17 protein-coding genes and 1 tRNA gene are annotated in these 24585 nt (G+C 69.0%); 9 read left to right on the top strand and 9 right to left on the bottom strand.

The window, feature by feature from the left end:
- Positions 1 to 148 precede the first annotated feature (148 nt).
- A tRNA-Lys gene (locus H5965_RS18075) sits at positions 149 to 221 on the top strand.
- Positions 222 to 257: 36 nt separating this feature from the next.
- Here H5965_RS18075 and H5965_RS18070 read toward each other — a convergent pair.
- The gene (locus H5965_RS18070) at positions 258 to 569 is read right to left on the bottom strand and encodes a hypothetical protein (protein WP_310971172.1); all 312 of its coding nucleotides are present in this window, start codon (positions 567 to 569) and stop codon (positions 258 to 260) included.
- 354 nt (positions 570 to 923) lie between these two features.
- Here H5965_RS18070 and H5965_RS18065 point away from each other — a divergent pair, with 354 nt between their 5' ends.
- The 5 genes from H5965_RS18065 (at position 924) to H5965_RS18045 (ending at position 8976) form a co-directional block, all read left to right on the top strand.
- Positions 924 to 3710, top strand: coding sequence for an ABC transporter substrate-binding protein (locus H5965_RS18065; RefSeq protein WP_310971171.1), 2787 nt, complete (start codon positions 924 to 926; stop codon positions 3708 to 3710).
- A 110-nt stretch (positions 3711 to 3820) separates the two neighbouring features.
- On the top strand, positions 3821 to 4585 hold the full coding sequence (locus tag H5965_RS18060) for a DUF1206 domain-containing protein (RefSeq protein WP_310971170.1): 765 nt from the start codon (positions 3821 to 3823) through the stop codon (positions 4583 to 4585).
- Between the two features lie 263 nt (positions 4586 to 4848).
- Entirely contained in the window at positions 4849 to 5730 is an 882-nt protein-coding gene (locus H5965_RS18055; protein ID WP_310971169.1) for a hypothetical protein, read from the top strand.
- Positions 5727 to 6704 carry a hypothetical protein gene (locus H5965_RS18050; protein ID WP_310971168.1) on the top strand — a complete coding sequence of 326 codons (978 nt, stop codon included), beginning with the start codon at positions 5727 to 5729 and terminating at the stop codon, positions 6702 to 6704. The genes H5965_RS18055 and H5965_RS18050 overlap by 4 nt, the downstream gene beginning before the upstream one ends.
- 55 nt (positions 6705 to 6759) lie before the next feature.
- The gene (locus H5965_RS18045; RefSeq protein ID WP_310971167.1) at positions 6760 to 8976 is read left to right on the top strand and encodes a hypothetical protein; all 2217 of its coding nucleotides are present in this window, start codon (positions 6760 to 6762) and stop codon (positions 8974 to 8976) included.
- Here H5965_RS18045 and H5965_RS18040 read toward each other — a convergent pair.
- The 4 genes from H5965_RS18040 to fxsA form a co-directional block, all read right to left on the bottom strand.
- Complete coding sequence (locus tag H5965_RS18040; RefSeq protein WP_310971166.1) at positions 8897 to 10177, bottom strand: hypothetical protein; 1281 nt, start codon at positions 10175 to 10177, stop codon at positions 8897 to 8899. The genes H5965_RS18045 and H5965_RS18040 overlap by 80 nt on opposite strands.
- Before the next feature lie 29 nt (positions 10178 to 10206).
- A complete protein-coding gene (locus H5965_RS18035; RefSeq protein WP_310971165.1) occupies positions 10207 to 11238 on the bottom strand; it encodes a hypothetical protein in 1032 nt (343 codons plus the stop codon).
- A complete protein-coding gene (fxsT, locus tag H5965_RS18030) occupies positions 11235 to 14819 on the bottom strand; it encodes an FxSxx-COOH system tetratricopeptide repeat protein (RefSeq protein WP_310971164.1) in 3585 nt (1194 codons plus the stop codon). Before fxsT ends, H5965_RS18035 begins: the two co-directional genes overlap by 4 nt.
- A 193-nt stretch (positions 14820 to 15012) precedes the next feature.
- Entirely contained in the window at positions 15013 to 15180 is a 168-nt protein-coding gene (gene fxsA / locus H5965_RS18025; RefSeq protein ID WP_310971163.1) for an FxSxx-COOH cyclophane-containing RiPP peptide, read from the bottom strand.
- Positions 15181 to 15289: 109 nt separating this feature from the next.
- Here fxsA and H5965_RS18020 point away from each other — a divergent pair, with 109 nt between their 5' ends.
- Together H5965_RS18020 and H5965_RS18015 are read left to right on the top strand one after the other, a co-directional pair.
- Positions 15290 to 16525, top strand: coding sequence for an FxsB family cyclophane-forming radical SAM/SPASM peptide maturase (locus H5965_RS18020; protein WP_310971162.1), 1236 nt, complete (start codon positions 15290 to 15292; stop codon positions 16523 to 16525).
- The gene (locus H5965_RS18015) at positions 16522 to 17805 is read left to right on the top strand and encodes an aKG-HExxH-type peptide beta-hydroxylase (RefSeq protein ID WP_310971161.1); all 1284 of its coding nucleotides are present in this window, start codon (positions 16522 to 16524) and stop codon (positions 17803 to 17805) included. Before H5965_RS18020 ends, H5965_RS18015 begins: the two co-directional genes overlap by 4 nt.
- A 280-nt stretch (positions 17806 to 18085) precedes the next feature.
- On the opposite strand, the gene H5965_RS18010 is transcribed toward H5965_RS18015, so the two are convergent.
- The gene (locus H5965_RS18010) at positions 18086 to 21193 is read right to left on the bottom strand and encodes a family 78 glycoside hydrolase catalytic domain (RefSeq protein WP_310971160.1); all 3108 of its coding nucleotides are present in this window, start codon (positions 21191 to 21193) and stop codon (positions 18086 to 18088) included.
- An 87-nt stretch (positions 21194 to 21280) separates the two neighbouring features.
- Positions 21281 to 21631, bottom strand: coding sequence for a UBP-type zinc finger domain-containing protein (locus H5965_RS18005; RefSeq protein WP_310971159.1), 351 nt, complete (start codon positions 21629 to 21631; stop codon positions 21281 to 21283).
- A 201-nt stretch (positions 21632 to 21832) separates the two neighbouring features.
- On the opposite strand from H5965_RS18005, the gene H5965_RS18000 reads away from it, so the two are divergent.
- Positions 21833 to 23023 (top strand): glycoside hydrolase family 5 protein, encoded by a 1191-nt coding sequence (locus H5965_RS18000; protein WP_310971158.1) that lies wholly within the window; start codon positions 21833 to 21835, stop codon positions 23021 to 23023.
- Positions 23024 to 23058: 35 nt separating this feature from the next.
- On the opposite strand, the gene H5965_RS17995 is transcribed toward H5965_RS18000, so the two are convergent.
- Together H5965_RS17995 and H5965_RS17990 are read right to left on the bottom strand one after the other, a co-directional pair.
- Positions 23059 to 23784: an ABC transporter permease gene (locus H5965_RS17995; RefSeq protein ID WP_310971157.1), complete on the bottom strand. Its 726-nt coding sequence runs from the start codon at positions 23782 to 23784 to the stop codon at positions 23059 to 23061.
- A complete protein-coding gene (locus tag H5965_RS17990; RefSeq protein ID WP_310971156.1) occupies positions 23781 to 24506 on the bottom strand; it encodes an ABC transporter ATP-binding protein in 726 nt (241 codons plus the stop codon). Before H5965_RS17990 ends, H5965_RS17995 begins: the two co-directional genes overlap by 4 nt.
- Positions 24507 to 24585 lie beyond the last annotated feature (79 nt).

Genomic DNA, 24585 nt, shown 5'->3' with positions numbered 1-24585 from the left:
GCCGTCGATGTCCGACTACAGTGTGCCCGACCAGCCGCGACGCCGGGGCAACTATGCCGGAACCGGCTTGGGGGACCCCCCTGAAACAGCCTCGGAGAGGGGTGCTAATCTTTTCCACGTCGCCGAGGGAAGCCTCCGGCAGACACCGGCGCCATTAGCTCAATTGGCAGAGCAGCTGGCTCTTAACCAGCGGGTTCGGGGTTCGAGTCCCTGATGGCGCACCCCACTGAATCAAAGCCCACCTGCGGGTTCCTCTCTCATGAGGATCTTGCCGGTGGGCTTTGGTCATGGTGAGGCCGACGTGGGGCCGAAGGAGGCCGTGCCGGTCGGCCGTTGTTCTTGGCCTTCTCGACCTCGACGGTGAGCACGTGGGTGGCGCCGGCCCGTGCGAGGAGCGTCTCCAGCGCGTCCTCGCCCAGCTCGGTGGAAGGCACGAGGAACGGCCGCCAGGCGAGCAGGCAGGCCACGATCAGCGCCACGGTGCGCGGCGACTTGGCCGCGTGCAGAGCGACCCGGCTGCCTCCGGGCGCGGGCAGCGCGTCGATGGCGTGGTAGGCGGACATGGCCATGGCGCGAGCTGGGCGTAGGTGGCACGCGCGAATCGGTGGAACTCCCCCGAGCAAAGGTTTTTCGGCCGCTGGACTGCGAGGCGCGGTCCACTCAAGTCAGCTTGGGCAGGCGGTGTTTGTGGACAGTCCAGTGAGGACAGTCGGCACTTGGGTGCACGAACTGCACACACAATCGGACGGGGCTTTTCGGAGTTTGCGTAGGTAAGTTGCTACGCCTGTCCGGCTTGCCTCGTTCGAACCGGGCTTCGAGGGCGGGTGTCTCCAAGCCGCGCAGCCGGGTGGCCCAGGCCTCGCCGGGCCCGTGACGGTAAAACTGCGGAACCGGTTTCGCCGAAAATGTGCCATTCTGTCCCGATGGGGAGAACAGGGCCGCTCGGCTTTCTCGGTGCCGACGTACTGGTCAAGCTGCTCGGGGCGCTCTGCCTGCGGCCACGGCTCGGGGACCGGCCGCGGAAACTCGACGAACAATACCACTGGGGCGAATACCAGGACGAACGGTCCGAACGGCGGGGCCTGCCGATGGTGTGCCTCGTGCGGCCCGCCGAAAGCGGGGACGTGCTCGCCGCCGTCGCGGAACGCCTCAAGACCGCGAAACCGCAGGGCAGCATCCGGTACGCGCGGCCGGAGCTCACCGCGCACGAAGGGCGGGACGAAGCCGGGCCCGCGACCGCCGACTCCGTCACCGTCGTGCGGGACATCCTGCGGGACGCCCGGAAAGCACTCGGCGACAGCGCGACCGCGCACACCAGCCGGCTTCCCTTCCCGCTCTTCGACCTCGTCTACTGGCTGATGCTGCAGGACCACGACGGCCGCGAGGATCCCGACGGGGTGCTGCGGCGGGCCATCCGGCGGATCAGCCTCGCCGAGCGGTTCAGCTCCTCCGCCGAGGACGCCGTCAAGCAGCTGCCCGAAAACCAGGGCGTCTGGAAGGTCTTTTCGCTGCTCGTGCGCGGGCTCACCCTGCTGACCTTCCGGATCGCCGTCACCGGGCGGGTGCCGCTGCTCTCCGGGCGGTACCGGTGGTTCCTGCGGCAACCGCACCTGGCGCCGGAGATGTCCGGCAGCTTCGTCCGGTTCGCCCGGCGGCTCACCGAAGGGCAGTGGCAGGAAGAGGCCCCCGAATACGTCTGCCGCCTGCTGCTCAACGCCTTCCTCGAAGACCTGCGGCGGGCTTACCGGCTGCGGCCGTGGCGGGTGTGGCGGCGGCGCCGGATGACCTACCCCGTGCTGCTGCTGGACGAGGTGAGCGTCGGCAACGGCGGCTACCGGCTCCTGGAGCTGGTCAACTCCGTCCGCAACCAGGTCGGGCGGTTCGACCCGCTGCTGGTGGTCAGCGCCAGCCCCGCGCCGCCGCCGGACGCCGAGCCGACGCCGCACCGGCCGCAGTTCCAGGCCGCGCAGGCGCGCGCCGCATACGTGGCCTGGCAGAACCAGCTCGAACGCGACCGGCGGGAGCGCCGGCCGACCGCGTGGTACCTGCCGGTCGGGGTCCAGCCGCCCGGGGACGACGACGAGCCGAAGGTCCGGCAGATGCTGCAGACCCTCGGCAGTGACTACCGGTTCCGCAAGCAGGTCCGGCCGCCGTGGTGGGCTAGCCGGTGGACGCGGATCGGCGTGCCGGTCGTCCTCGTCGCCCTCGTCGCCGGGTTCGTCGCCTACGACCGGCACGACACCTGGGCCGAGCACTGCGGCTCCGACAACCCCTGGCTGACCTGGACGGGCACCGAGTGCGTCGGCGCCACGGACGGCTCCCAGGACGTCTTCCAGCCGTCGGACGCGACGATCCGGCAGGTCGAGGCGGTCGTGCTGGACCAGAACCACCGCGCGGAACGGCTGCACGAAGCCCACCCGGAACGGCCGTACATCACCCTCGTCGTGCTGGAGGCGCTGACCTCGTCCAACAACCTCGCGGAGGGGCTGACCACCGAACGCGAATCCCTCGAAGGGTTCGCGGTCGCCCAGCTGCGGCAGCTCAACGCGCCGGGCTCGGCCGACCCGATCGTCCGGCTGCTCATCGCCAACGCGGGCCGCAACATGCGCGAAGGCGTGCGGGTCGCGAACCAGCTGCGGCAGCAGGCCGAGCAGGACAAGAGCATCGTCGGGGTGGTCGGGCTGGACCTGAGCAGCGCGCCGACCCAGCGGACCATCGCCGCCCTGACCAACGCCGGGCTGCCGATGGTCGCCTCGACGCTGTCCGCGGACCCGCTGGCCGACCTGAACCCGATGTACTTCCAGGTGACACCGCAGAACCGGCGCGAGGCCGCGGTGGCGGCCGGGTTCGCCGAGCAGCTGCCGGGTCCGCGCGTGGTGCGCGTCTACTACTCCGACGACGACGCCGACGTGTACAGCACCAACCTTCGCGACGACGTCCTGAAGTCGTTCCGCGACAAGGGTTTCCAGGCCGACGCGCGGGCGTTCACCCCGGACGGCGGCCTCGGTGGGCCCCCGTCGCACGTGCGGTACGGCGAGACGTTGCTGGGCAACGCCGGCGCGGCGGGCCGGGACACCTGTTCGTTCGACGGCCTGGCGTTCTTCGCCGGCCGGGGCGTGCCCGACTTCGGCCAGTTCCTCAGCAGCGCCGCGCAGTGCGGCAGCCGGGCGACGGTAATCGGCGACGACGACGTCACGCGGTTCGTCGCCGACCAGGGCGAGCGGCAGCGCAACCGCGCACTGCCCTACTACTACCTGTCGTTCGCCACCTCGCCGGTCACCGAGCCGAGCGGCGCCGCGCTGGACTTCTACAAGACGCTGGACGAGACGCTGTTCCCGTTCGAGCAGACGCCGGAGGGCCGCTCGTACGACGGCCACGCCGCGCTCGCCTACGACGCCGCGCAGGTGATGATCGTCGCGGCGGCGTACCTGCGCGAGACGGCGGCCGAGATCCCGGTGACGCCGGGCGCGATCTGGCGCGAGATCACCGCCATCCACACCTCGCGCCCGGGGGTCGAGCAGGTCAACAAGTACCTCGAGGGCGTCACCGGCACGATCGACTACGGCGGCGACATCGGCCGGAACGTGCCGCAGAACAAGCCGGTCGCGGTGATGGGCGTGTCGGGCGGCGAAGTCGACAAGTCGGTGCACGGCTTCTGCGGCGCCGCCGACGGGCCGACGTCCGACACCTGGTGCCCGGCCGACCCCTGATCGGCGGGGTCGGCCGGGCCGTTGCGCCGGAACCCTGCTTGCGGAGGCGGCCTGCACCGGGTCACCGCTTCGCGCTGCCGAACCCGCCAAGGTGAGTAAAACTCACTTTCATGTCCGAACTGAGAGTTTTCAGCCTGCTCGCCCGGATCGGGCTGACCTGCTACGCGGCGGTGCACCTCATCGTCGCGTGGCTGGCCGTGCAGGTGGCGCTCGGTGACAACGAGCGCGCCGACAAGGCGGGCGCACTGCAGATCGTCGCCTCCGAGGGAGGCGCGTGGCTGCTGTGGCTGGTCGCCGCCGGCACCGGGGTGCTCGCCCTCTGGCAGCTCGCCGAGGCGATCACCGGCCACCGGCACGTGGAACCCCGGCGGCGGTGGGTGCGACGCTCGGTCAGCGGGGTCGAAGTGGTGCTGTACGGCCTCGTCGCCTACAGCGCGGGCAAGACGGCGATGGGCGCGTCCGGCAAGGCGGGCTCGGTGGTCGCGAGCGTGCTGAGCCGGCCGTGGGGCGCGGTCGCGGTGATCGCGGCCGGCGTCGTGGTCATCGCGGTCGCGGCGTGGCTGGCCTACCGCGGCGCGCGGAAGAAGTTCCTCCGCGACCTCGACTTCGGCGGCGCCTCCCCCACCGTGCGCACGTCGACCACCCGCCTCGGCCAGATCGGCTGGTGCGCGGTGGGCGTCCTCTACGCCACGGTGGGGGCGATGTTCGTCCTGGCGGCCGTCCGCTACGACCCCGCCAAAGCCGGCGGCCTGGACCCGGCGTTGAAGACCCTGGCCGTGCAGCCGTACGGGCAGGCGTTGCTGCTGACCCTCGCGGCGGGGATCGCCGTGTTCGGCGTGTTCGCGCTGCTGGAGGCCCGGTTCCGCCGGCTGTGAGGCGCAGGCGAACGCAAGTCTGAAGATCCTCGCTTGCGAGTTTTCTTTCACACCGAACACATCAGCACCCAAGATCATTGCGAGAGATGACAAATCGTGGACAAGTCGGCACGAAGTGAGTAGCCGCCGGAATGCACGTGCAGTTCGGCGATGGAGTCTGTTTTCGAAACCTGCATCCTCGCTACCATGGTGGGCAAATCGGTAACGACGCGCACGCGCTGCACGACTCCAGGCGGAGCCGCAGTAACTGCAGAGGGGACGCCGTGACCATCACAACCCCGCCGTCGGCGACGCGCCGGATCCGGGCTGTGACCATCCGGAAATGGGTCGTCATCGGCGTGCTGGCCGTTGCCCTGCTGGTCGTGGTGGGCTGGCTCATCCTGCCCAGCTTGTTCACTTCGCAGGCCACGCGAGACGCCCGGGACGTCTTCTGCCTGCAACCGGGACAACGGCAGGCGCTCGCCGAGGCCGCCGTGGCTCTCGGTATCGCGAACGACACCAGCTCGGCGAAGCTCATCGTGTCCGGTGGCACCTCGAGCCCACCGCCGAGCTGGCGCCAGGAGAAACCGGACGATTTCACCAGGACTTGCGACGCCCTGGCCGGTGCTCAGGGAAAACCGGCCACGCAGGCCGGCGGGGTGGGCGGACCGGCGGCAGTCATCCTCCCCTTGCTGACCGCCGTTCTCAGCGCGGCGCTCGCCTATGCGAGTACACGACGCCAGAATGCCGCCACCGTGGGACAGGCGGACGCCAAGGAACTGCGCGAGCTCGTCACGGCTTATCGTGACGCCGCCAACAAGCTCCTCGACGCTTGGAAAAAACCTCCCGTCGAGTCTTCCGCCACCGCCGAGACGGACGCCGCCCGTGACGCCCTGGCCGGCCGGCTCAACGCACTTGCCGAACGAAAACCAGGTTGGACCAGGGTCGCGGAAGCATTGACGCTGCTGCGGACCGGCGACCTCAGGCCGGGATTCGACCGAGATCTCAGAACCAGCGGCAATCGCGCCGACCGCGTGGAACGCATCGACCACCTGCGGAAGCAGGTGGTCGTCGTGACGGATACCGGCTTCTCGGTGGCCGACACACTGGCGAGCGGCGACGACAGCGCATTGGTTCAGCCGCCGCGAACGGTGGTGGCCCCATGACGACCGCGCAACGGCGGGTCAACCCGTTCGTCATACCCGGCCGCGAGGACGCTCCGAGAAGCGTGTTGTGCCCGTGGCGCGAGCCGAACCACACCGAACTCTACGTCGAGATCGACAACTACGCGCCGGCTTTCCGGGAGTTCAAAGACCAGTTCGCCAGTCCCCAGCTGCTCAAGGAAGCCTGCCGGCTCGCTCTGGTGGGCGGCGAGTCCGGCTGCGGGAAGTCCGCGCTGCGGAACATGTGCGCCCACTGGCTGCAGGAAGAACTCGGCAAAGTCGGGCTGCGCGGGGAAATCTTCGACCTCGCCAAGGAAACGGACGCGCTGAACCAGGGCCTGGACAGCGCGGTCATCGACATCAAGGCGCGGATGGGGCGAGTCTGCTCGAGCCTCCTGAAAAAGCTGGCCACCGGCGATTTCATCGACGGTTCGGTCCGGGACGACCTGCTCGGCACGGCCGCCGACGCGCCGCACGAGGTTTACGCGGAATTGGCCGCCGCCATGGCGGACAAGGACCAGGAGGACGTCGTGCCGATCCTGCTGCTTCCCGCGACGGACATGCGCCTGGAGATGGAACGCTACCTGCAGATGCCGGGTTCGCGGATCGTCTTCTTCGCGGAGGCGGTGATGAGCACGAACGAGCTCAGCCACATCGGCGCCGGCCAGAACGCGGACATGCCCCCCGCGACCGTGTCCGTCGGCACGCTGAGCCCGGCGGACGTGCAGCTCTTCATCACGACCCGGACCGAGCAGCGGAGAAAGGACTGCGCTTTCCCCAGCCTGCACGAGGAACTAGTCGAATATCTGGCCGCGTGGCCGAACACGACGGTAGCCGGCCTGCAGAGCCACCTGACCGGGGTGTACGACCACGCCCGAAGAACTTTCACGAATTACACGAACGATACCACAATTACCAAAGGCGACATGACCGACTATACGATGAATCTGATCGACAACCTGCGGGCACGGAGATGAGACGATGACCGGAAACGGCAATCAGTACGCCGGCAACCCGTTCTCCGCGGTCGCGGTGGCCATCACCACCGACGCGGTGGCGCACCACCCGATGATCGAGACGTCCGCGGTGCGCAAGGCCGAACAGGAACTGCGGCAGTACCTGGCGTCGACTCCGCTCGCGGGCGCGGGTAACGTCATCGCCGTCTCCGGTGACCACGGAACCGGCAAGACACACCTCGGCGTGCGACTCGTCCAAATCGCCCATGCGGAGTCACCGTCGGCGAGTGCCATGTACCTCGACGTCGCTTCCGACCAATTCACCGGGTTGTACCGCCGGTTCATCGCCAATCTGGGCCGTGAGGGCATCCGTGCCCGTGTCAACGACTTCTACGCGGACGTCGTCGCCGATTCACTGTCCACCGGGACGACGGTGGACATCGCGGCGCTGGTCCGCAACCGGGAGATCGAACCCGACGACGTCGTCGGCGGTTACCAGATGATGGAAAGCGCGTTGCTGCGCCAAGTGACGCAGGACTTGAAGGACGAGCTCAGCAGCATCACCGACAACCAGGCGTATGCCACCGCGCTCGCGCTGCTCCTCCGGCCGGGCTTCGACGACGTGGTGTGGGACTGGTTCAACGGCAGCGCTCCCCATGCCGCTTTGGTCGAGCGTGGCGTCACCCATCGCATCGACGACGAAGTGGCTGCGCTCGACGCGCTCGGCGTGTTCGCGTTGCTCCACGGACGCAAGGGCAGACCGTTCGTCCTCGTCGTCGACGAGATCGACAAGATCCTGACCGGGCGCGACATCACCACGCCGGTCAACAAAGCGCTGCAACGGCTCCTGCAGGTTTTCCAGGCCGCCGGATCGTTCCTCGTTCTCAGTGGCCTTCCGGAGTTCCGGCGCGAGCTGGAACCGGATGTCGCGCAGCGCATCAGCACCGTGATCCCCATGCCGCCCCTGCTCGCCGGTCAGGTCTCGGTGTTCGTCGACCTCGCGCAGCGGCGGGAGAGTGACCTGCCGTACATCGAGTTCCCGGATTCCGCCGTCGAACGCATGGTGAAGCTGGCCAACGGCAATCCCCGGAAGATCATCAGTCTCTGCCACGCTCTCTACCGCACAGCGGTGGAGCAACGCCGTTCGGCGGTCGACACGCTCATGGTCGAAGAGGCGATGCATGATCGAGCCGGTTATGTGACCACGGATGAAGTGACGGCCGCCATCCGGGACTTACTCGTCCGGGAAAACATTTCGTACAGCACCGACCAGTACGTCGGCAATCGCGACTCCTTCGTCGACTTCTGGATCGAGGCCGGGCCCGACTCCGGATTCGCGGTTCTGGTCGCGGAGTCGGTCTTCACCGGTGACGTCGACGACCTCGTGATCCGGGCGCGCGCGGTGCGCTCCGCGCGCGAAACCGTCGAAGTCGTCCTGGTCGTCGCCAACGTCCTCGACGCCGACGCCGCCCAGCAGCTGACCGCGCACGTCCTCGACAAACCCGTGCGGTACGACCCCAGGTCGTTCACCGAGGACTTCCAGCCCCTCCTGAGATCGCTTCGGCAGCGCTACACGGGAAGTCCCCTGGACGCGATCCGGGAATGGCTGGTCCGCATCGACCTGGCCAACGCCACCACCCGCCAGATGATGGAAAAGCTGGATCGTGATCTCAGCAGGCTCAGCGAGGAGACTTCGAACGAGCTGATGACGCTGCGCGAACGGACGAACGTCGTCAACATCGTCACGAACACCTATCCCGGCGACGATCCTGCTGGGCAGCCTTTCCCCGATTCCGTTGCCGAGGTGTTCCACGACGCACTGGCCGGACTCGACCGGCTCGGTTACCCCGACACACTCTTCGACCGCGTCCTCGGCCGTGCGGAAGACGCGAGCGAGCACTACCGCCGGGTCACCCAGATGCTCAACCGCCTGGCCACGAAAGGCGTCTACGAAGCCGCCGGTACCGTCTCGATGCTACGGCGGTGGATCACTTCCTTCTCGAACGCAGCGGCGAGCTGGTACGCCACGGAGAGCCATGCAGCCCGGAGGCCGGGGCAGGCACGAAGCCGCCTCGACGCGCTCTGCCGGACTTACGAGCGGGTCGCGGAAACGATGCCGCTGGGCCAGATCGCCCCGCTGGTGCAGCTGGTGGCCGAGGGCGAAGCCGACCCCATCCCGAAACAGATCAGCACGCAGCTGGTGCAACGGCAGGTCACCGAATTCGCTGAGCAGTACCGGACTTTGGGAGGGAAGGTCCGGGAGATGGTGCTCGCCGAACTTTCCGCTCCATGACGGCGCGGTCCGGCGAGCTGTCCGCGGCAGCGTCGTCCGGTTCCGGCCCCTCGCAGCGTTCCGCCCGTCGCAAGAACGCACCGCCGAGGTAGTAGAGCCCATTGGTCACCACGATCGCCGGAGCGATGACGGCCACCGCACCGGGGAAGTCGGGCTCGAGAGCCAGGGCGAGGACGATCGCGGTCAGGCCGTTCTGCTGGCTCAACGCGAGGTGAAGCCGATCGAAGCGGCTGCGTCCCCGGGACAGCAACCAGCCGGTGAGCATCTGCGCCGCATATGCGGTCGCACCGAGCACCACGCCCTTGACGAGGGTCGCCCACGTCAATGCCTCGGCCGTTCCGGCCAGCACCAACCCGAGCGCGGCCGTCGCCACCAGAAGGGCACCGAACACGATGCCGGCCGACGTGCGACGCCACTCGAGGTACGGGCGGAAGAAGAGCCCGATCAGCGCAATGCCCAGCAGCAACGACCCGAGCACGCCGACCACGCCGTAAGCCAGCGCCAGGACGGCGACGCACGCCTGTGCGTATCGCGCCGGAGAGCTCCCTGAAGCCAGCCACTCGTGCACACCGGCGCGTCGCGTGATCCACCACGCCAGCAGCGCACTGCCCGCGAAAGCGAGGTTCAGCAGGACGTCGACACCGAAACCAGCCGCGGGCGACGCGAACGCCGCAGCACCGCCGTTACCCCGGCCGAGCGCGAACATCGACAGGTACACGGTCAACAGGACGGTGACCGGGTCGTCGAACGCAGCCCACGCGTTGAGCACCGCGCGAGTGGATGCCGACATCCGCGTCCGACGCTGGGCCGCAGCCACGGCGAGCGGATCGATCTGGGCCACCGCGACACCGAGCACGATGCTGGACGGAGCTGGGTAAAGCAGCGCCATGACCGCCGCGATCAGGACGACTTTCGCCGTCACACCGGCCGAAAGTGCCAGCACTACGGTCCGGCGGTTCTGCCGCAGCTCGAAGATGTCGATATCCCGGGTGCTGCCGTACAGGCCCACCGCCAGCAAGGAAATGACCAGCAGGTGATAGCCGGGAGTGAGGAAGACATCACCGGTGTGGAGTACGTGTCCGGCCAGCCAGCTGGCGCCGAGTACGGCCAGCAACATCGCGCCTCTGCCGACGCTCATGGCCCATTCCCCACGTTGGCTGCGGTATCCATTGGATGATATCGGCTGGATCGGCGTGATCACGAGACCCGTTTGCCGGAAATACTGTGGGTTCACACCGTGGGGTGGTGCTCACATTCGGTGGCGAGCTGCGCCATTCGCACGTCGGTGTGGTGCACCTTGGGCTGGTGCAACGTGACGCCGACGAGGTGCGTCCGTCGGGAGACCCGGTAGTAGTAGACAGCCCCTTGTTCGACGTCGAGAACCACCCGCTTGAGCCGGCCCCGCAGCAGCAGTGCGGTCACCCGGTTCAGCTGGGTGCGAATTTCACACAGCTGCTCGGAAAGCTTCTGGTAGAAGGCACGCCGGTAGTCGGGCGTGACCGAACCCGCGAAGTACATGCTCAACGCCGCGTGGTCGAAGACATCGGCGTGGAACACGACTTCGTCGTCCACGCAGTAGGCGACGAAGTGCAGGTCGGCCGGGTGCAGAGCGCCGGTGCAGGCCTCCTCCACCGGAGCCGGCAGCGAGCCTCGCTTCGTGACGTGCGAAACGAATGGCTCACGGGCCGGATCGCCTGTTTCTTCGGTGTCGAATCCGCCCAGGTTCTGGCTGGAGAGCCCGACCTCGGCCCGGAGTTCCGTGATCAGGCGGGCGAGCGAGCGGTCGACATCGTTCGCCTCGTCGATGTAGCCGTCACGGTCACCGGTGTATCCGACACCGACGACGTATTGAGTCCGCACCACCGGGTCGCAGACGATCTCGGCGTCATCGGTGCGAATCACGGTCCGGATGAGCGCCCCGGTGTAGGCGTTCCGCAGCCTGTCGTCCAATTGCTCGAACGCAGCACACAACTGGCGGCCCAGTCTCCGCAGTCCGACCCGGGGTTCCTCACCTGCCGGTGGCAATGCCACTTCGGGCGCGTCGAGATGGTCGAGCGCAAAGTCCAGGACACGATCGGTGTAGTAAGCCAGATGATGCAGACCGGAAGCGCCCGTCATCGTTCTCGAGCAGATCCGGAACAGCGTGTCCTCGCGTTGATCGGGCAGGTGTCCGCCCACGTGTGTGGTGAGCTCCGGAGTACTGCCGCCGCTCGGTGCCATCTCGGGTCCCCTCGTCGATTCTTCCTCGCGCTCGTGGCTCATGGCATCGAGATGTCCAGATCGAGGGTGCGCAAGCCACCGAGATCGTCGCCGCCGGTACCGAGATGCCGAAGGTTCGACGCGGCGATGTCACGGTAGTAATGCATGCGCGGCAGGAAATCGGTGCACGCTTCGGAGGCCTCGCGTGCCGCGGTGAGCGCCTCTTCGGCCCGGCCGGCAACGGCCAAGACGACGGCGAGATCGACGCCGGCGGCCAGGCTCAGCGGATGAAAAGGGCCGACGTGCGCGGTCAAGGCCCGCGTACCCTCCTGGATCGGCAGGACGGCCTCGCCGGCGTGGCCGGCTCCCACGAGCGCGAGCGCCAGCATCACGCGGCAGATCGCCACGTCATGGGCGTGGCCGTCCGCGGTGTTCAACACCTCGATGCACTCGGTGATGCCGGTGACCGCGTGCTCGAACTCGCCGACCTGCCGCTGCGCGTTGGCGTAGCTGAGCTTGCAGGCCACGACCTGCGGATGCCGGTCACCGAGCAGGTCGCGGAACGCGGTCAGCGCCTCACCGTTGCGGCTTTTCGCCGTGGTGGCCGCGCGGCTCGAGGCCAGGCGTTCGCTGATCGACCACTGCCAGCTCACCGCCGGACGCGCCTGCTTCGGCTCCGGCCGGAGAGCCGCTGCGAGCCCGTGAGCCCGGATGAGGGTGGCGATCGAATCTTCGAATCGCCCCATCGCCCGCTGGTAGACACCCAGGTTGGCGAGGGCCAGCCAGTTGCGCGGGTCATCCCGGCCGAAGAGCCGCGCACGGCGATCGCAGTGCGCCTGCCCGCTCTGGCACGCGGCATCGATGTCCCCGGCGTGGAACTGTGCCGCGGCCAGGTTGTTCTCCGCGTCGAGCGTCTGCGGATGGTCTTCTCCGAATGCCCGTTGGAGGCCGTGCAACGTGGCGGTGTCCTCGACGACTGCGTCTGCCAGCCTGCCGAGCGCGCGGAGGTCGGCGCTCAGTCCCCGGGCGGCCAGGAGCGACCGGTAGTGGGCGCGTCCTTGGTGCAGGCGCTGGACCTCCAAGGCGCGGGAGTCCAGCTGCAGTGCCTCCTCGTAGCGACCCAGTTCGCGGTAGAGGTTGGCGAGCTGGCTCGCCAGCATGCACACGTAGGGGTCGGATTCCGAGTGAGCCGCCAGCCATCGTTCGTAACCCTCTCGGGTAGGCTCGACGGCCACTTCCCAGATATCGGGCTCTCCGGTGCGATAGAGGTACTTCGCCTGGTTGACAAGCCATTGGCGGACCATCGGGTCATCGCTCTGCTGCGCGCCGGCCGACATGATGTGCCGGTTCAATTCGGCGAAGCGCGCCCTGGCGTGCGGCTGGTCGAGCTCCTGCTCGGTCGGGCTGTAGGCCGCCAGGGCGGCCAAGACGTGACCTCGCAGGAGAGTGTCGAAACCGTGCGGCAGAGAGTCCCGCAGCAGCTGCCGGATCACCCGCTCGAACGTGAGCGTTCGTGCCAGACCCCAATCGACCCGGAAGAGTCCCAGCCGCGCCCCCCGAGCCAGGAAGACGTCCAGTTCCGCCGCGTCCACGGCGAGCCGCGCGGCGTCCTGACCGCCGGCTTTGATCAGTTCCTGACGGACCTCTTTCGACCGCAGCAGAGCCAGGCTGATGCCTTCCGGCGACAGCAGCGAGCAGAACCGCGCCAGCAGCAACGTCATCCGGCCGGTCTGCGAATCCCGCAGACCGGCGGTGACGACGTCGAGAACCGCGGCGACCGCGTCCGAGCCGGGTGCCCGGCTCCCCAATTGGTCGATGTGCTTGCCGACGGCCGCGCGCGTCTCGGCGCTCGTGGATTCCGGGTTGATCGCGCTGGTGGTGAGCACCTCGGTGAGCCACGCCGCGGACAGCTCCATCGCGAGCGGGCGGTGCCCGAGGGCGCCTGCCAGTTCGGCGAGCTGCTTCGCATCGGTCAGCCACGGCAGTCGTTGCTGCATGAAGACCGTGGTTTCGGCGGTCGCGAACGGAGCCACCTCGATGTCACCGTCCGCCGCCGCCGTGACGATCACGTGGCACCGGCCGGGTGGTGGCAGCAGTCCGGCGTACGCCTCCGGCGAGTCACCGTCGTCGAAGATCAAGAGCCACTTCGGCGTGACGAGCTCGGAAGTGGGCAGGCGCAGCGGACCGGGGACGTCCACGGGAGCCTTGGCTCTCAGCTTCTGGCACAGCGTGACCAACCCGGCGAGTGCGGATTCGCGGTCGTGGGCCGAGATCCACCACACGACGTCATAGGCGTTCGCGAACCGGTGAGCGTACTCGCGGGCCAACGCGGTCTTGCCGGAGCCCGGCCCGCCCCCGACCCGGACCGGTCCCGGGCCGCTCAGCAACCGATCACGAAGCTCCTCCAGTGCCTCTGCCCGGCCGATGTGCTGCGGACGGGCAGGCGGCAGGTTCGTCAGACCGGGTTCCTCGTCCGGGTGCCGCGCGATGCCACCGGCAGACGGGACACTCTCCGAGACCGGCCGGGCGAGCCCGAAGAAACTGCGCAACCGCACGGCAGCGTCGTGCGGCTCGAGCCCGTCGAGCCGCAACGCCGTCGCGCCGGGCAGCGACAGCGCCGAGCCGTCCACCACCACTTCGGTACAGGCGGCCGCTCGATCGGCCAGCTCGCCGGCCTCCCGGCGTTCACCGGACGCACTGAACGCCTGGCTGCCGAGAACGATCAGCTCGACCTGCTCCGGTCCGTCGAGCCAAGCCGCGTCGGCGCGGACCGTGCCCACTTCGGCTCCGCCCGCCCTCAGGTTCGCGGCCAGCCAATCGGCCCACAACCGATCCGCCGGGGTGTAAGCGATCAAGAAGCGGGGCGGCACTCCGGCGGTGAAGCCGGTCGCCCGGCGATAGCGATCGAGCATCGGCTGCGACAGGAGCCCCAAGCCGGTCACCGCCCCGGCAGTCAAGGCGGCCGCCAGCGCGCTGTGCGCAGCGACCAGCTCCGGCTCGTCCAGCAGGGCCGCGAGCACCGGCACCGGCGTACTGAACTCCGGTAGCGCCAGGACGCGGCCCGGCCGCGGGTTGGTCGCGAGCAGGCCGGCGAAGGCGGCTACGCCGGCGACGTCCTGTTGCCCGGCCGCGATGTCCAAGCCGACGGGCACGATCTGGATGCCTCCGGGAGCCCGGCGGCGGAGGGATTCCCCGATGCGCACCGCCTCGCGGATCGAGGCCTCGCGATGGGAAAAGCACACCACGGCGACATCGCACACCGTGGCGATCGACCGGAAGATCGCCCCGGCGTCTTCGTCCGACTGCTCGAGCAGGGAGGGTGCGTTGACGAGCACGTACTCGTAGGCCGACTCGGTGAACGCCCGGCGGAGCCGAGCCGGATCCCCTTGCCTCGCCGCCGCCCGCCAGGTTTGCCGTTGCCGCTCCAGTCCCGGCAACGTCAGAACGTCGATCAAGCCGAGACCTGGCTGGATCGTGTATCGGTTCTGGATGGTTTCCCGCAGTTCCGTCAAACCGAACGCCGAGGTGAACTCCCGGTCCAGTGCGGCACCGGCCAGCTCGCGCGAGGCCCCTCGCTCGGCGGCGAACGGACGCAGGTAATCGGCGACTTGATGGATCGCCTCGGGCAGATCCAGTGCCAGCACGGGATGTCCGTGACTGGCGATCAAGCACGCGACATTGGCGACGGCACCTGCCCGGTCCACCGCGTCGTCGGCGGAGACGAACGCAATGAGCAGGGTAGGACGCCTCGGAGCCGCTGGTGGATTTCGGTACGTGGTCATCTCTACTCAGGTCGCTGGACAGCTACGGACCATTACAGGGAAAGGAAGATCATGGCTAGGAGCTGTTGGAGAACATGGAGAACAACTGCGCCTCGGAGTCCGGTGCGGCCAGAAGGCGGCGGAGACTCGCCCGCAGGACGGTGTCGGGCAGCTCTTCCAGTTCCTCCAGCGACAGATCGGCGACGTCAACGAGATCGGAATCGATATCCGGACCATGGACCACCTCGGCGCCTCCGGAACAATATCGTCACCCCGCGTAGCTGAACAGGCCGGTAGCATATCAAGCCGGAAGCACCGGTGACCGCCGCTCGCCTCACGATTCACTCGTTGTCATGGATTTGTCCAGCCAGTCGGCGGAACGGGTCGCGATCGGGCCGTCCGGGGAGGGGAAGAAGATGAAGGAATCGTGGCCGCTCCCGCCACGTCCGGTGCGCCAGTTTGTGATCAAGGTTCACAGCAGATGCAATTTGACCTGCGATTACTGCTACGTGTACACAATGGCCGATCAGGGATGGCGCACCCGGCCCAAGGTACTTTCCGACGAACTCGTCGACATCACTGCCGGGCGCATCGCCGAGCACGCCCACCGCCACGGACTGCCCGAAATCCGGGTGGTCCTCCACGGTGGCGAGCCGATGCTGGCGGGAACGGCCGCGCTCGTCCGGTGCGTGCGGACCGTGCGCGCGGCGCTCGGCAGCCGGGTTCACGCGCTGATGACCGTGCAAACGAACGGAACGCTGCTGACCGAGCGCCGGGTGCGCTCCCTCGCCGAAGCCGGCGTCCGCGTCGGGGTGAGCCTGGACGGTCTTCCGCAAAGCCAGGACCGCCGCCGTGATCGTCGCGGCAGAAGCAGCCACGCATTGGTGGTCGACCGGCTGCGCATCTTCCGGGAACCGGATCTCCGGCCGTATTTCGCGGGCATTCTCGCCACGATCGACCTGGCCGCCGACGCGGTCGCGACGTACGAGGCCTTGATCGCGCACGAACCGCCCATGATCGATTTCCTCCTGCCGCACGGCAACTGGACGACACCACCACCCCGGCGTCCGCCGCTGTCGCCGGCCACGCCGTACGGGGATTGGCTGATCGCGGCCTTCGATCGCTGGTACGGCGCTCCCGTCCGGGAAACCGGCGTGCGCATGTTCGAGGAGATCATCCACGGATTGTTCGGTGGTACGCCGAGGGTCGAAGGCCTCGGCTTGGCCCCGCTGGGTATGGCGGTGGTCGAGACCGACGGCAGCATCGAGTTGTCCGACACCCTCAAATCGACCTACCCGGGCGCTGCCGCCACCGGCCTCGATGTCCGTTCACATTCTTTCGACGACCTCCTGGAGTTGCCTGATGTGCGGGCACAGCAGCTCGGGAAGCACGGTCTTCCGGAGGCCTGCGTTCCCTGCGACGTCGCGCGGGTGTGCGGAGGAGGCTTGCGCGCTCACCGGTACCAGGCCGGCACCGGCTTCGCCAATCCGTCCGTCTACAGCCGGGATCTCGGGGCATTGATCCGGCACATCCGCACGACGCTGCGCCGCGACGTGGCCGCCCTGCGCACCGCCGGAGCGGCCCGGTGATCGGCACCCTTCCGTGCCGGTTGCCGGAGGAAGCGTTCGTCCGGATCGCCGGCGGAGGCGGTGGCCGGGAGGCCATCCGGCTGCTGCGCCGGGCCGGCCGGAGCCGGACACTCCTCGCCATCAGATTCCTGGTGACCGAGGCCGGCCGGCTCGGCCATCCGGACGCTTCGGTGGTCGAGCACGCTTGCCACGTGCTGAGCGAGGCGCACCGGCACTCCGCGGACGCGGTCGCGCGCGTGCTCGGTGAACCGGAAGTGGCGATGTGGGCGATCGGTGCGGCCCGCGAGCTGGTGCACGGCGGAACGCGATTCCCGCCTTCTTCACTGGCGAACGTAGCGGCCGCGGCGGCGGTGCGGGCGGGGCTGCCGGCGGAACTGCCCACGGCTTCCGGGGCGTCGATCCACCTGCCTTCGCTGGGCACCGTGGCACCCGGCGGGCCGGACATCCGTGTCGAGCCGGACGGCGACGGGTGTGTGATCCACGTCGGCGGCCACCGGGTTCGCCTGCTCGCCGGGTTCCAGGCTCCGGCGCCGGGGTGGTCGCCCTTGGTTTCCGTCCGGCTCGGCCCGAAGACGATCACACTCGATCGGTGGGGCCTCGGCTCGCTGCCCCAGCCGTTCGCCGGCGACCTCCTGCGGGTCGGCAGCCGCCAGGCGGAGAAGTGGAGCCGGGTGCTCTCGGGCGGCATCGACCTGCTGCGCCGGCACGGTACCGCCGAACCGGTCGTCGAGACGGTACACACGGCAACCCCGCTGCGGCAGACCGAGCCGGATCCCGCCAGCGCGACTTTGGCGGACGCGTTCGGGTGCGTCCTGCTGTCACTGCCGGACGATGCCCGTGCAGCCGCACTCACGCTGGTGCACGAAGTCCAGCACGCGAAGCTGACGGGACTGCTCGACGTCCTGCCGCTGCTCGAAACCTCATCGTCCGAACGCTTTTATGCGCCTTGGCGGCAGGACCCGCGGCCTCTGCTGGGGCTTCTCCACGGCGCATACGCCTACGTCGGTGTGGTCGGGTTCTGGGGGCGGCAGCGCGAAATCGACACGGACCCCGAGCGGGTGCACGAGGCCGAGGTCGAGTTCGCCCGCTGGTTGAGGGCCACGACCGAGACCGTGTCGCTTCTCACTGCCCGGCCGGAGTTCACCGAACACGGCCGGACCGTACTCACGCACATGGCCGAGACGCTGGCGGGGTGGTCACGGCACCGGGTCTCCGCCTCAGCGCGCGCCGAAGCCGAAACACTCCGGTCGGCCCACCGCGACAAGTGGGCGAGGCCCTGACGACCACGCCGGGCTGTGACGACCTCACCAGCTCGATGATCATCCGCATCGAGGTGGGCTTTCCGCCCCCGTCCGGGCCGAGGAAAGCCTGTGACGGAACCCGGCCGGACGGTGAAGTCCAGATGGTCGACCGCCGTTTCTCCCCGTACCGCTTCGTGAGGCGGCCCGCCGAGCGGGACAGCGGCGGCCATGGCGCGGTGACCCGCGTCGCTCGGGGTGGAGGCGGTCGCCGAGCATCGCCTCGCCGCCCGGCCGGGACGGGGAAACCGGGTCTCCCCGGTCAGGCGCAGTGGCGGGCGGTGAACTTCGACGTCCCGGAGCCGACCGGGATCCGTACCCCCGTGGGCAGGGTGACCGTGGCGGTCGCGTTGACCGGGACGGTGACGGTCAGGTCGAAGCGGCACCCGGTCTGCGTCCACTCGGCGCCGACCGGCCCGCGGACCGTGTCGATCGACGCCGCGACGTGCCGGAGGCCGGGCGGCACCTGGGGCGCGATGGCGATCGACGCGTAGCCCGGCGCCGCGGGGGTGATCCCGGCGAACTGCGTGTAGAAGGCCGCGTTGATCCCGGCGAACATCGCGTGGTCGTGGGTTTCCATGCCGGACTCGTACGTCCACTGCTCCCACGGCGTCGTCGCGCCCCGGCTGATCTCGTACCCGAATCCGGGGTAGGTCCGCTGCCGGAGCACGGTCAGCGCGACGTCGATGCGGCCGGCCTTGGCGAGCGCTTCGGGCAGGTACCGGGTGCCGAAGATGCCGGTGTCGAGGTGCCCGGCGTCCTTGGTCAGGATCGTTCCGACGAGCTTCGCGCCGACCGCGGCCACCTTGTCCGGGGGAACCATCCCGAACGCGAGCGGCAGGATGCTGGTCGTCTGACGGCCGTCGCCGTAGGTTGCGCCGACGAGGAAGTGCGCGTTGAACGCGGCGGCGATCGCGCTCGCCAGCTCCCCGAAGTGCGTCGCATCGGCGGTCTTTCCCAGTGCCCGCGCGGCTTTCGCGACGTCTTCGGCCTGCCGGTAGGACAACGCCGTGTTGACCAGTGAACGCTCGCTGAAGCACGCGCCCGCGGACGGATTTCCCTGTCCGCCGTTGGCGTTCGGGCTCCGGTCGGGTGGGCACCAGTCGCCGAAGCCGCGGTCCTCGGGCCAGACGTGGCCGGGGTGGGCGGCCGCGTTGGTGTCCACGAACGCCTTCATCAACGGGTAGGCGGCGGCCAGCCGCGGGAGGTCGCCGTACTGCTCGTAGAGCGACCAGGCCAGGTCGACCGAGCCGCCGCCCATGTCCGGCAGCTGGGCGTTCCCGTCGTCGCTGGGCAACGCCGTCCCGGGTGGCAGGTCGAGCAGGTACTTGCGGTAGAAGGGTTCCATGCCGAAGTCGAGGACGGCGGCGTCGTGGTAGGCCTGCACGTCCATGCCCGGCGGCGTCCGCTCGTCGCGGACCGGGTTGTCGGTGGGCAGGCTCATCGAGTTGTTCAGGACAGCGCGCCGGTTGTCGGCCCAGATCGCGTTCAGCAGCGGATCGGACGTCTCGACGTGCCCGGTGGCGGGAACGTCGGCGTGCACGACCCGGCCGGCGACGCTGCCCAGGTCCGGCGTCCCCGGGTAGCCGGTGAGCTCGAGGTAGCGGAAGCCGTGGTAGGTGAACCGGGGCTCGTACACCTGGACTCCGCGGGCGGCGCCGAGGGTGTAGGAGTCGGTCGAGGCGGCGTTGCGGTTGGTCGCGGTGTCGAGCATCCCGTCCTCGGCCAGCTCTTCCGCGGTGCGCATCCGCACGGTCGTGCCCGCCGGCCCGGCGACGCGCAGCTGGGCCCAGCCCGCGAAGTTCTCACCGAAGTCGTAGACGTGAACGCCTGGGCGTGGCTGTGTCATGGCCACCGGCCGGAGCGTGCGGACGACCCGGATCGGCGGCGCGGTCGACCCGATGAGCTCCCCGTTCGGGGCGGCGACGGTCCGCACCGGGTGCCAGGCCGAGTCGTCGAACCCCGGCCGGTCCCAGCCGGGTTTCTCCAGCCGGGCGTCGTGGTTTTCGCCGGCGTAGAGGTCGTTGGCCGTCACCGGACCGTCCGACCAGCGCCAGGAGCTGTCGGTCGTGATCGTCCGGCGGGTTCCGTCGGTGAAGGTGACGGCCAGCGCGAGGATGCCCTGCTTCGGTCCGGTCCAGCGGAAGCCGTACTGGCTGAAGCGGGGACCGTACCCGTTGCCCAGCCACAGTCCGGCCGCGTTTGGTCCTTTGTGGACCTGGTTCGTGACGTCGTAGGAGTCGTAGAGGAGGCGGCGGTCGTACGGCGTGCTTCCCGGCGTCAGCACCTGGTCGCCGACCTTCCCGCCGTTGAGGTGCAGTTCGTAGAAGCCGAGGCCGTAGACGTACGCGCGGGCGCTCGCGACGGGTTTGTCGAGGACGAACTCGTTCCGCAGCAGCGGCGCGTCCGATGACTGGGCGAGCAGGAGCGGGTCGCCCTGGGGTTCGAGCTTGCCGTCGGTGATCGTGGCTCCGGGGAAGCGGGCGTCCGGAGTGGACTCGAAGTCGTCGGAGAACAGCCGGGTGCCGTCGATGCCGTGGACGGTGAGGTTGTCGTAGGCGGCGGCTTCGGGGGTGCCCTGGCTGACGGAGGTCCGGAACCCGATGGTGCCGCTGCGCACGGCGTCGACCGTCCGGGAGTCGACCTGGGTGCCGTCGATCGACGTGACGACGGTGCTCCCCCGCGCGTCGATCCGCAGGTGGTGTGGGACGTTCACGGTGACGAGCCGGCTCACGTCGGTTTCGCCGAGGAGGGCGAAGGAACCGTGGCTCTTGACGTGCGGTCGCAGCAGGACCTTGCCCGGCACCTCGGCGGCGTTCACCTGCCACAGCAGGAAATCGTCGGGGCCGGTGGCGCGGAAGACCACGCTCGCGGCCGCGGACTTGATGGCGAAGTCGACGTCGAGGACGAAGTCCTGCCAGGCGTAGGCGTCGCCCGGGCTGATCCACTGGGCACCGGACCAGTCGGCGCCGGTCTCCCACCAGGCGGGCGCGGCCTTGGCGGGCGGTCCGCCGCGGGTGCCCCAGACTTCGACGGTCCAGTAGTTCCGTTTCCCGGCGGGCCCGCGGTAGGGGACGGCCACGGAGTCGGCGCCGGTGACGCGGCCGCTGTCCCAGACGTCGGCGCGGTCCTCCTGCAGGAGCCGCGGATCGCTGGCGACGAGGATCCGGTAGGCCGTCTGCCGTTCTCCGGGCCGGTCGGAGCGCAGTTTCCAGCTCAGCGTCGGGCTGGGGCCGGCGACGAGGGGGTTGACAACGTTGTCGACGCGCAGGTCGCCGGCCTGGATGGCCCCGGGGGGCGCGGCGACGCTCGGCGGCGCGATCAGGAGGAGGGCGGACAGGACGGCGAGCAGCACGCGAGATCCGGACATGAACGCTCCACGGCATCGTTGAAACGTTTCAAGCCACAATAGCAGCCTGCCGGCGCCTCGCCTAGGTTGTCCACGAGACAGGAACGATTACCGGTGCAGGTGCTGGGTCCAGTCTTCGGGCACGCGGCCGGCGGGCCCGGGCACGGCCTGGCTGAGCGGCCGGTGTTCGGGCGCGGCGAGCGCCGGGCCGGATTCGTAGAGGACCTCGTCGGTGTAGTCCCAGAACCAGGCTTCGCCGGGCTCGAAGCTGCGCGCCATCCGGTGCCCGCTGGCGGCGGCGTGGGCACTGGCGTGCTGGGCGGGCGAGGAATCGCAGCAGCCGATGTGCCCGCATTCGGCACAGCGGCGCAGGTGGAACCACCAGCCCGGCGGGTTCGCGCTGTCGCAGTCCGCGCAGCCGGTGCCGCTGGGCGGAACCGCGGGGTTGATGCCTTCCATGCGAACTCCTCTGCTCGTGACGACCCCTGCCCACCTTATGCGGGACCGCGGAGGTGGCCCCAGCCGGCCGTCGACCGGTCCGGACGACACGCGAATATCTGTCGAATATTCGTCGATTCTTTCGATTGTTCACGGCGGGATTGACCCCTGCTTTCGGGCATGTTGGAATATGTCCACCAAGGGGCAGGAAAGGTATCCGCCATGACTTCGAGAGCAATGAAGCTCTTCCTTGCCGCCGTGCTGGGCGTCACCGCGAGCGTCTGCGGGGTTGCTCCGGCCGGCGCCGCCGGTCAGCTCACTGCGTCGCAGATCGTTGCCGACATGGGGGCCGGGTGGAATCTGGGGAACCAGCTGGAAGCCAACAGCAATGGTGTGCCCAGCGAAACCGCCTGGGGGCAGCCCACCATCACCCAAGCGCTCGTCGACAAAGTCAAGGCCGCCGGGTTCAAGACGATCCGGATTCCGATCTCCTACCTCGGCTACATCGGCGCCGGGCCGAACTACACCGTCAACGCCGCCTGGCTGAACCGGATCCAGCAGGTTGTCGACTACGCCTACCAGCGCGGCCTGTACGTGCTGATCAACATGCACGGCGACGGCTACAAGACCATCACCGGCTCCTGGCTGATCTGCGATGCCGGCGACCAGGCCACCGTCAAAGCCAAGTACCAGAAGGTCTGGCAACAGGTCGCGGCCCGGTTCGCCGGCTACGACCAGCACCTGATCATGGAAGCCATGAACGAGGAGTTCGACGGCCAGTACGGCACGCCGACGCAGCCGTGCTACTCGAACATCAACGCCTACGACCAGATCTTCGTCGACACCGTGCGCAAGACCGGCGGGAACAACGCTTCGCGGTGGCTGCTCGTCGCCGGCTGGAACACCAACATCGACTACACCACCGGGAACTACGGCTTCACGATGCCGACCGACCAGTTCCGTTCCCCGTCGATTCCGGCCGGCGAAAAACGGATCATGATTTCCGTGCACTACTACAGCCCGTGGGACTTCGCCGGCGAGGAAAACGGCAACATCACGCAGTGGGGCCGGGGCGCGACCAATCCGTCGAAAAAGTCGACCTGGGGTCAGGAAGACTACCTCGACGCCCAGCTGAAACTCGTGTACAACGCATTCGTCGCGAAGGGCTATCCGGCCGTCGTCGGGGAATTCGGGTCCGTCGACAAGTCCGCGTTCGATTCCGCGAACAACCGGTACCGGGCCGACTTCGCGCGGGCCGTCGTGTCGACGGCCAAGAAGTACGGCGCCGCCACCGTCTACTGGGACAACGGCAACAACGGCCAGTACGGGCTCGGTCTGTTCGACCGCCGGTCCTACGCGGTGACGCACCAGGGCATCATCGACGCCATCATGGGCGGCCTCGCCAGTCGATGACCACCGGCATGCGCGTCGTTCGGCCCCGGCCGTCCTCAAGGCGTGCGGCGGCGCAGCGTCGCGGCACCCAGCAGCAGGGCCAGGACGACGCACCCGGCGATGATCCCGATGTTGCGGACCAGGGTGCCGTCGACCTCGGCCGAGCGGGTCACCTGCGTCAGCGCGTCCACGGCGTACGACAGCGGCAGGACGTCCGACACCGCGCCGAGCACCCAGCCCATCTCGCCGCGCGGGACGAACAGGCCGCACAGCAGGAACTGCGGCAGCACGAACACCGGCAGGAACTGGATCGCCTGGAACTCGGTGCGGGCGAACGCGCTGACGAACAGCCCGAGCGCCGTGCCGAGCAGCGCGTCCAGCACCACCACGAGCAGCAGCACCCAGACCGAGCCCGCGATGTCCAGCCCGAGCCAGGTCAGGGAGATCCCGGCCGCCACGACCACCTGCAGCGTCGCCAGCACGCCGAACGCCAGCGCGTAGCCGAGGATCAGGTCCAGCTTGCCGATCGGCAGGGTCATCAGACGCTCGAGCGTGCCCGTCGTGCGCTCGCGCAGCGTCGTCACCGAGGTCAGCAGGAACATGATCGTGAACGGGAAGATCCCGAGCAACGCCGGTGCGACCGCGCTGAACCGCTGCTCCGAGTTGAGCACGTACCGCAGCAGGACCATCAGCACGCTCGGCACGGCGATGAGCAGCACCACCGTGCGCGGGTCGTGCCGCAGCTGGGTGAGGATCCGGCGGGTGGTGGCCAGCGCGTTCACCGCGCCGCCTCCGTCCGGTCCCGGATCAGGCGCAGGAACGCCTGCTCGAGGTCGGGCGCGCCGGTCCGCGCCCGCAGGTCCTCCGGCGTGCCGCGGGCCAGGACCCGGCCGCGGTGCAGCAGCAGGAGGTCGTCGCAGCGGGCGGCCTCGTCCATGACGTGGCTGGAGATCAGCAGCGTGACGCCGGCGGCGGCCAGGCCGTGGAACAGCTGCCAGAGCTCGTCGCGCAGCTCGGGGTCGGAGCCGACCGTCGGCTCGTCCAGCACCAGCAGCTCGGGCGTGCCCAGCAGCGCCACCGCCAGGTTGGCGCGGCCGCGCTGGCCGCCGGAGAGGCGGCCGACCAGGACGCGGGCCGACTTCGTGAGTCCCGTCTGGGTGATCACCCGGTCCACGTCCGACGGTGTCGTGCCGAGCACCGCGGCGAAGTAGCGCAGGGCTTCGGTCACGGTCAGGTCCGCGTAGATCGCCGGGTCCTGGGTCGCGTAGCCGATCCGCCGCCGCAGCTCGGGGTGGCCGGCGGGCCGGCCCAGCACGTCCACGCGCCCGGACTCGACGAGCTGGACACCGACGATCGAGCGCATCAACGTGCTCTTGCCGCAGCCGTTCGGCCCCAGCAGGCCGGTCACCGTCCCGCGCCGCACGGTGCACCCGATGTCGCGCAGCACCTCTTCGCCGCCGCGGCGGACGCGCAACCCGTCCACGACGATCGCCGGCTCGGCCACGGCGTCCTCCTCCCGCCCCGGACCACTCATGGTGAGCGCCGGTGCGGGCGGAGACAAGAGGCGGAAAAGTGCGGGCAGA

The organism is Amycolatopsis sp. 505, from assembly GCF_031625235.1.
In the GTDB taxonomy this organism is placed as follows: domain Bacteria; phylum Actinomycetota; class Actinomycetes; order Mycobacteriales; family Pseudonocardiaceae; genus Amycolatopsis.
The sequence above is the reverse complement of the archived record's forward strand: the minus strand, read 5'-3'. Positions and strand labels throughout refer to the sequence as shown.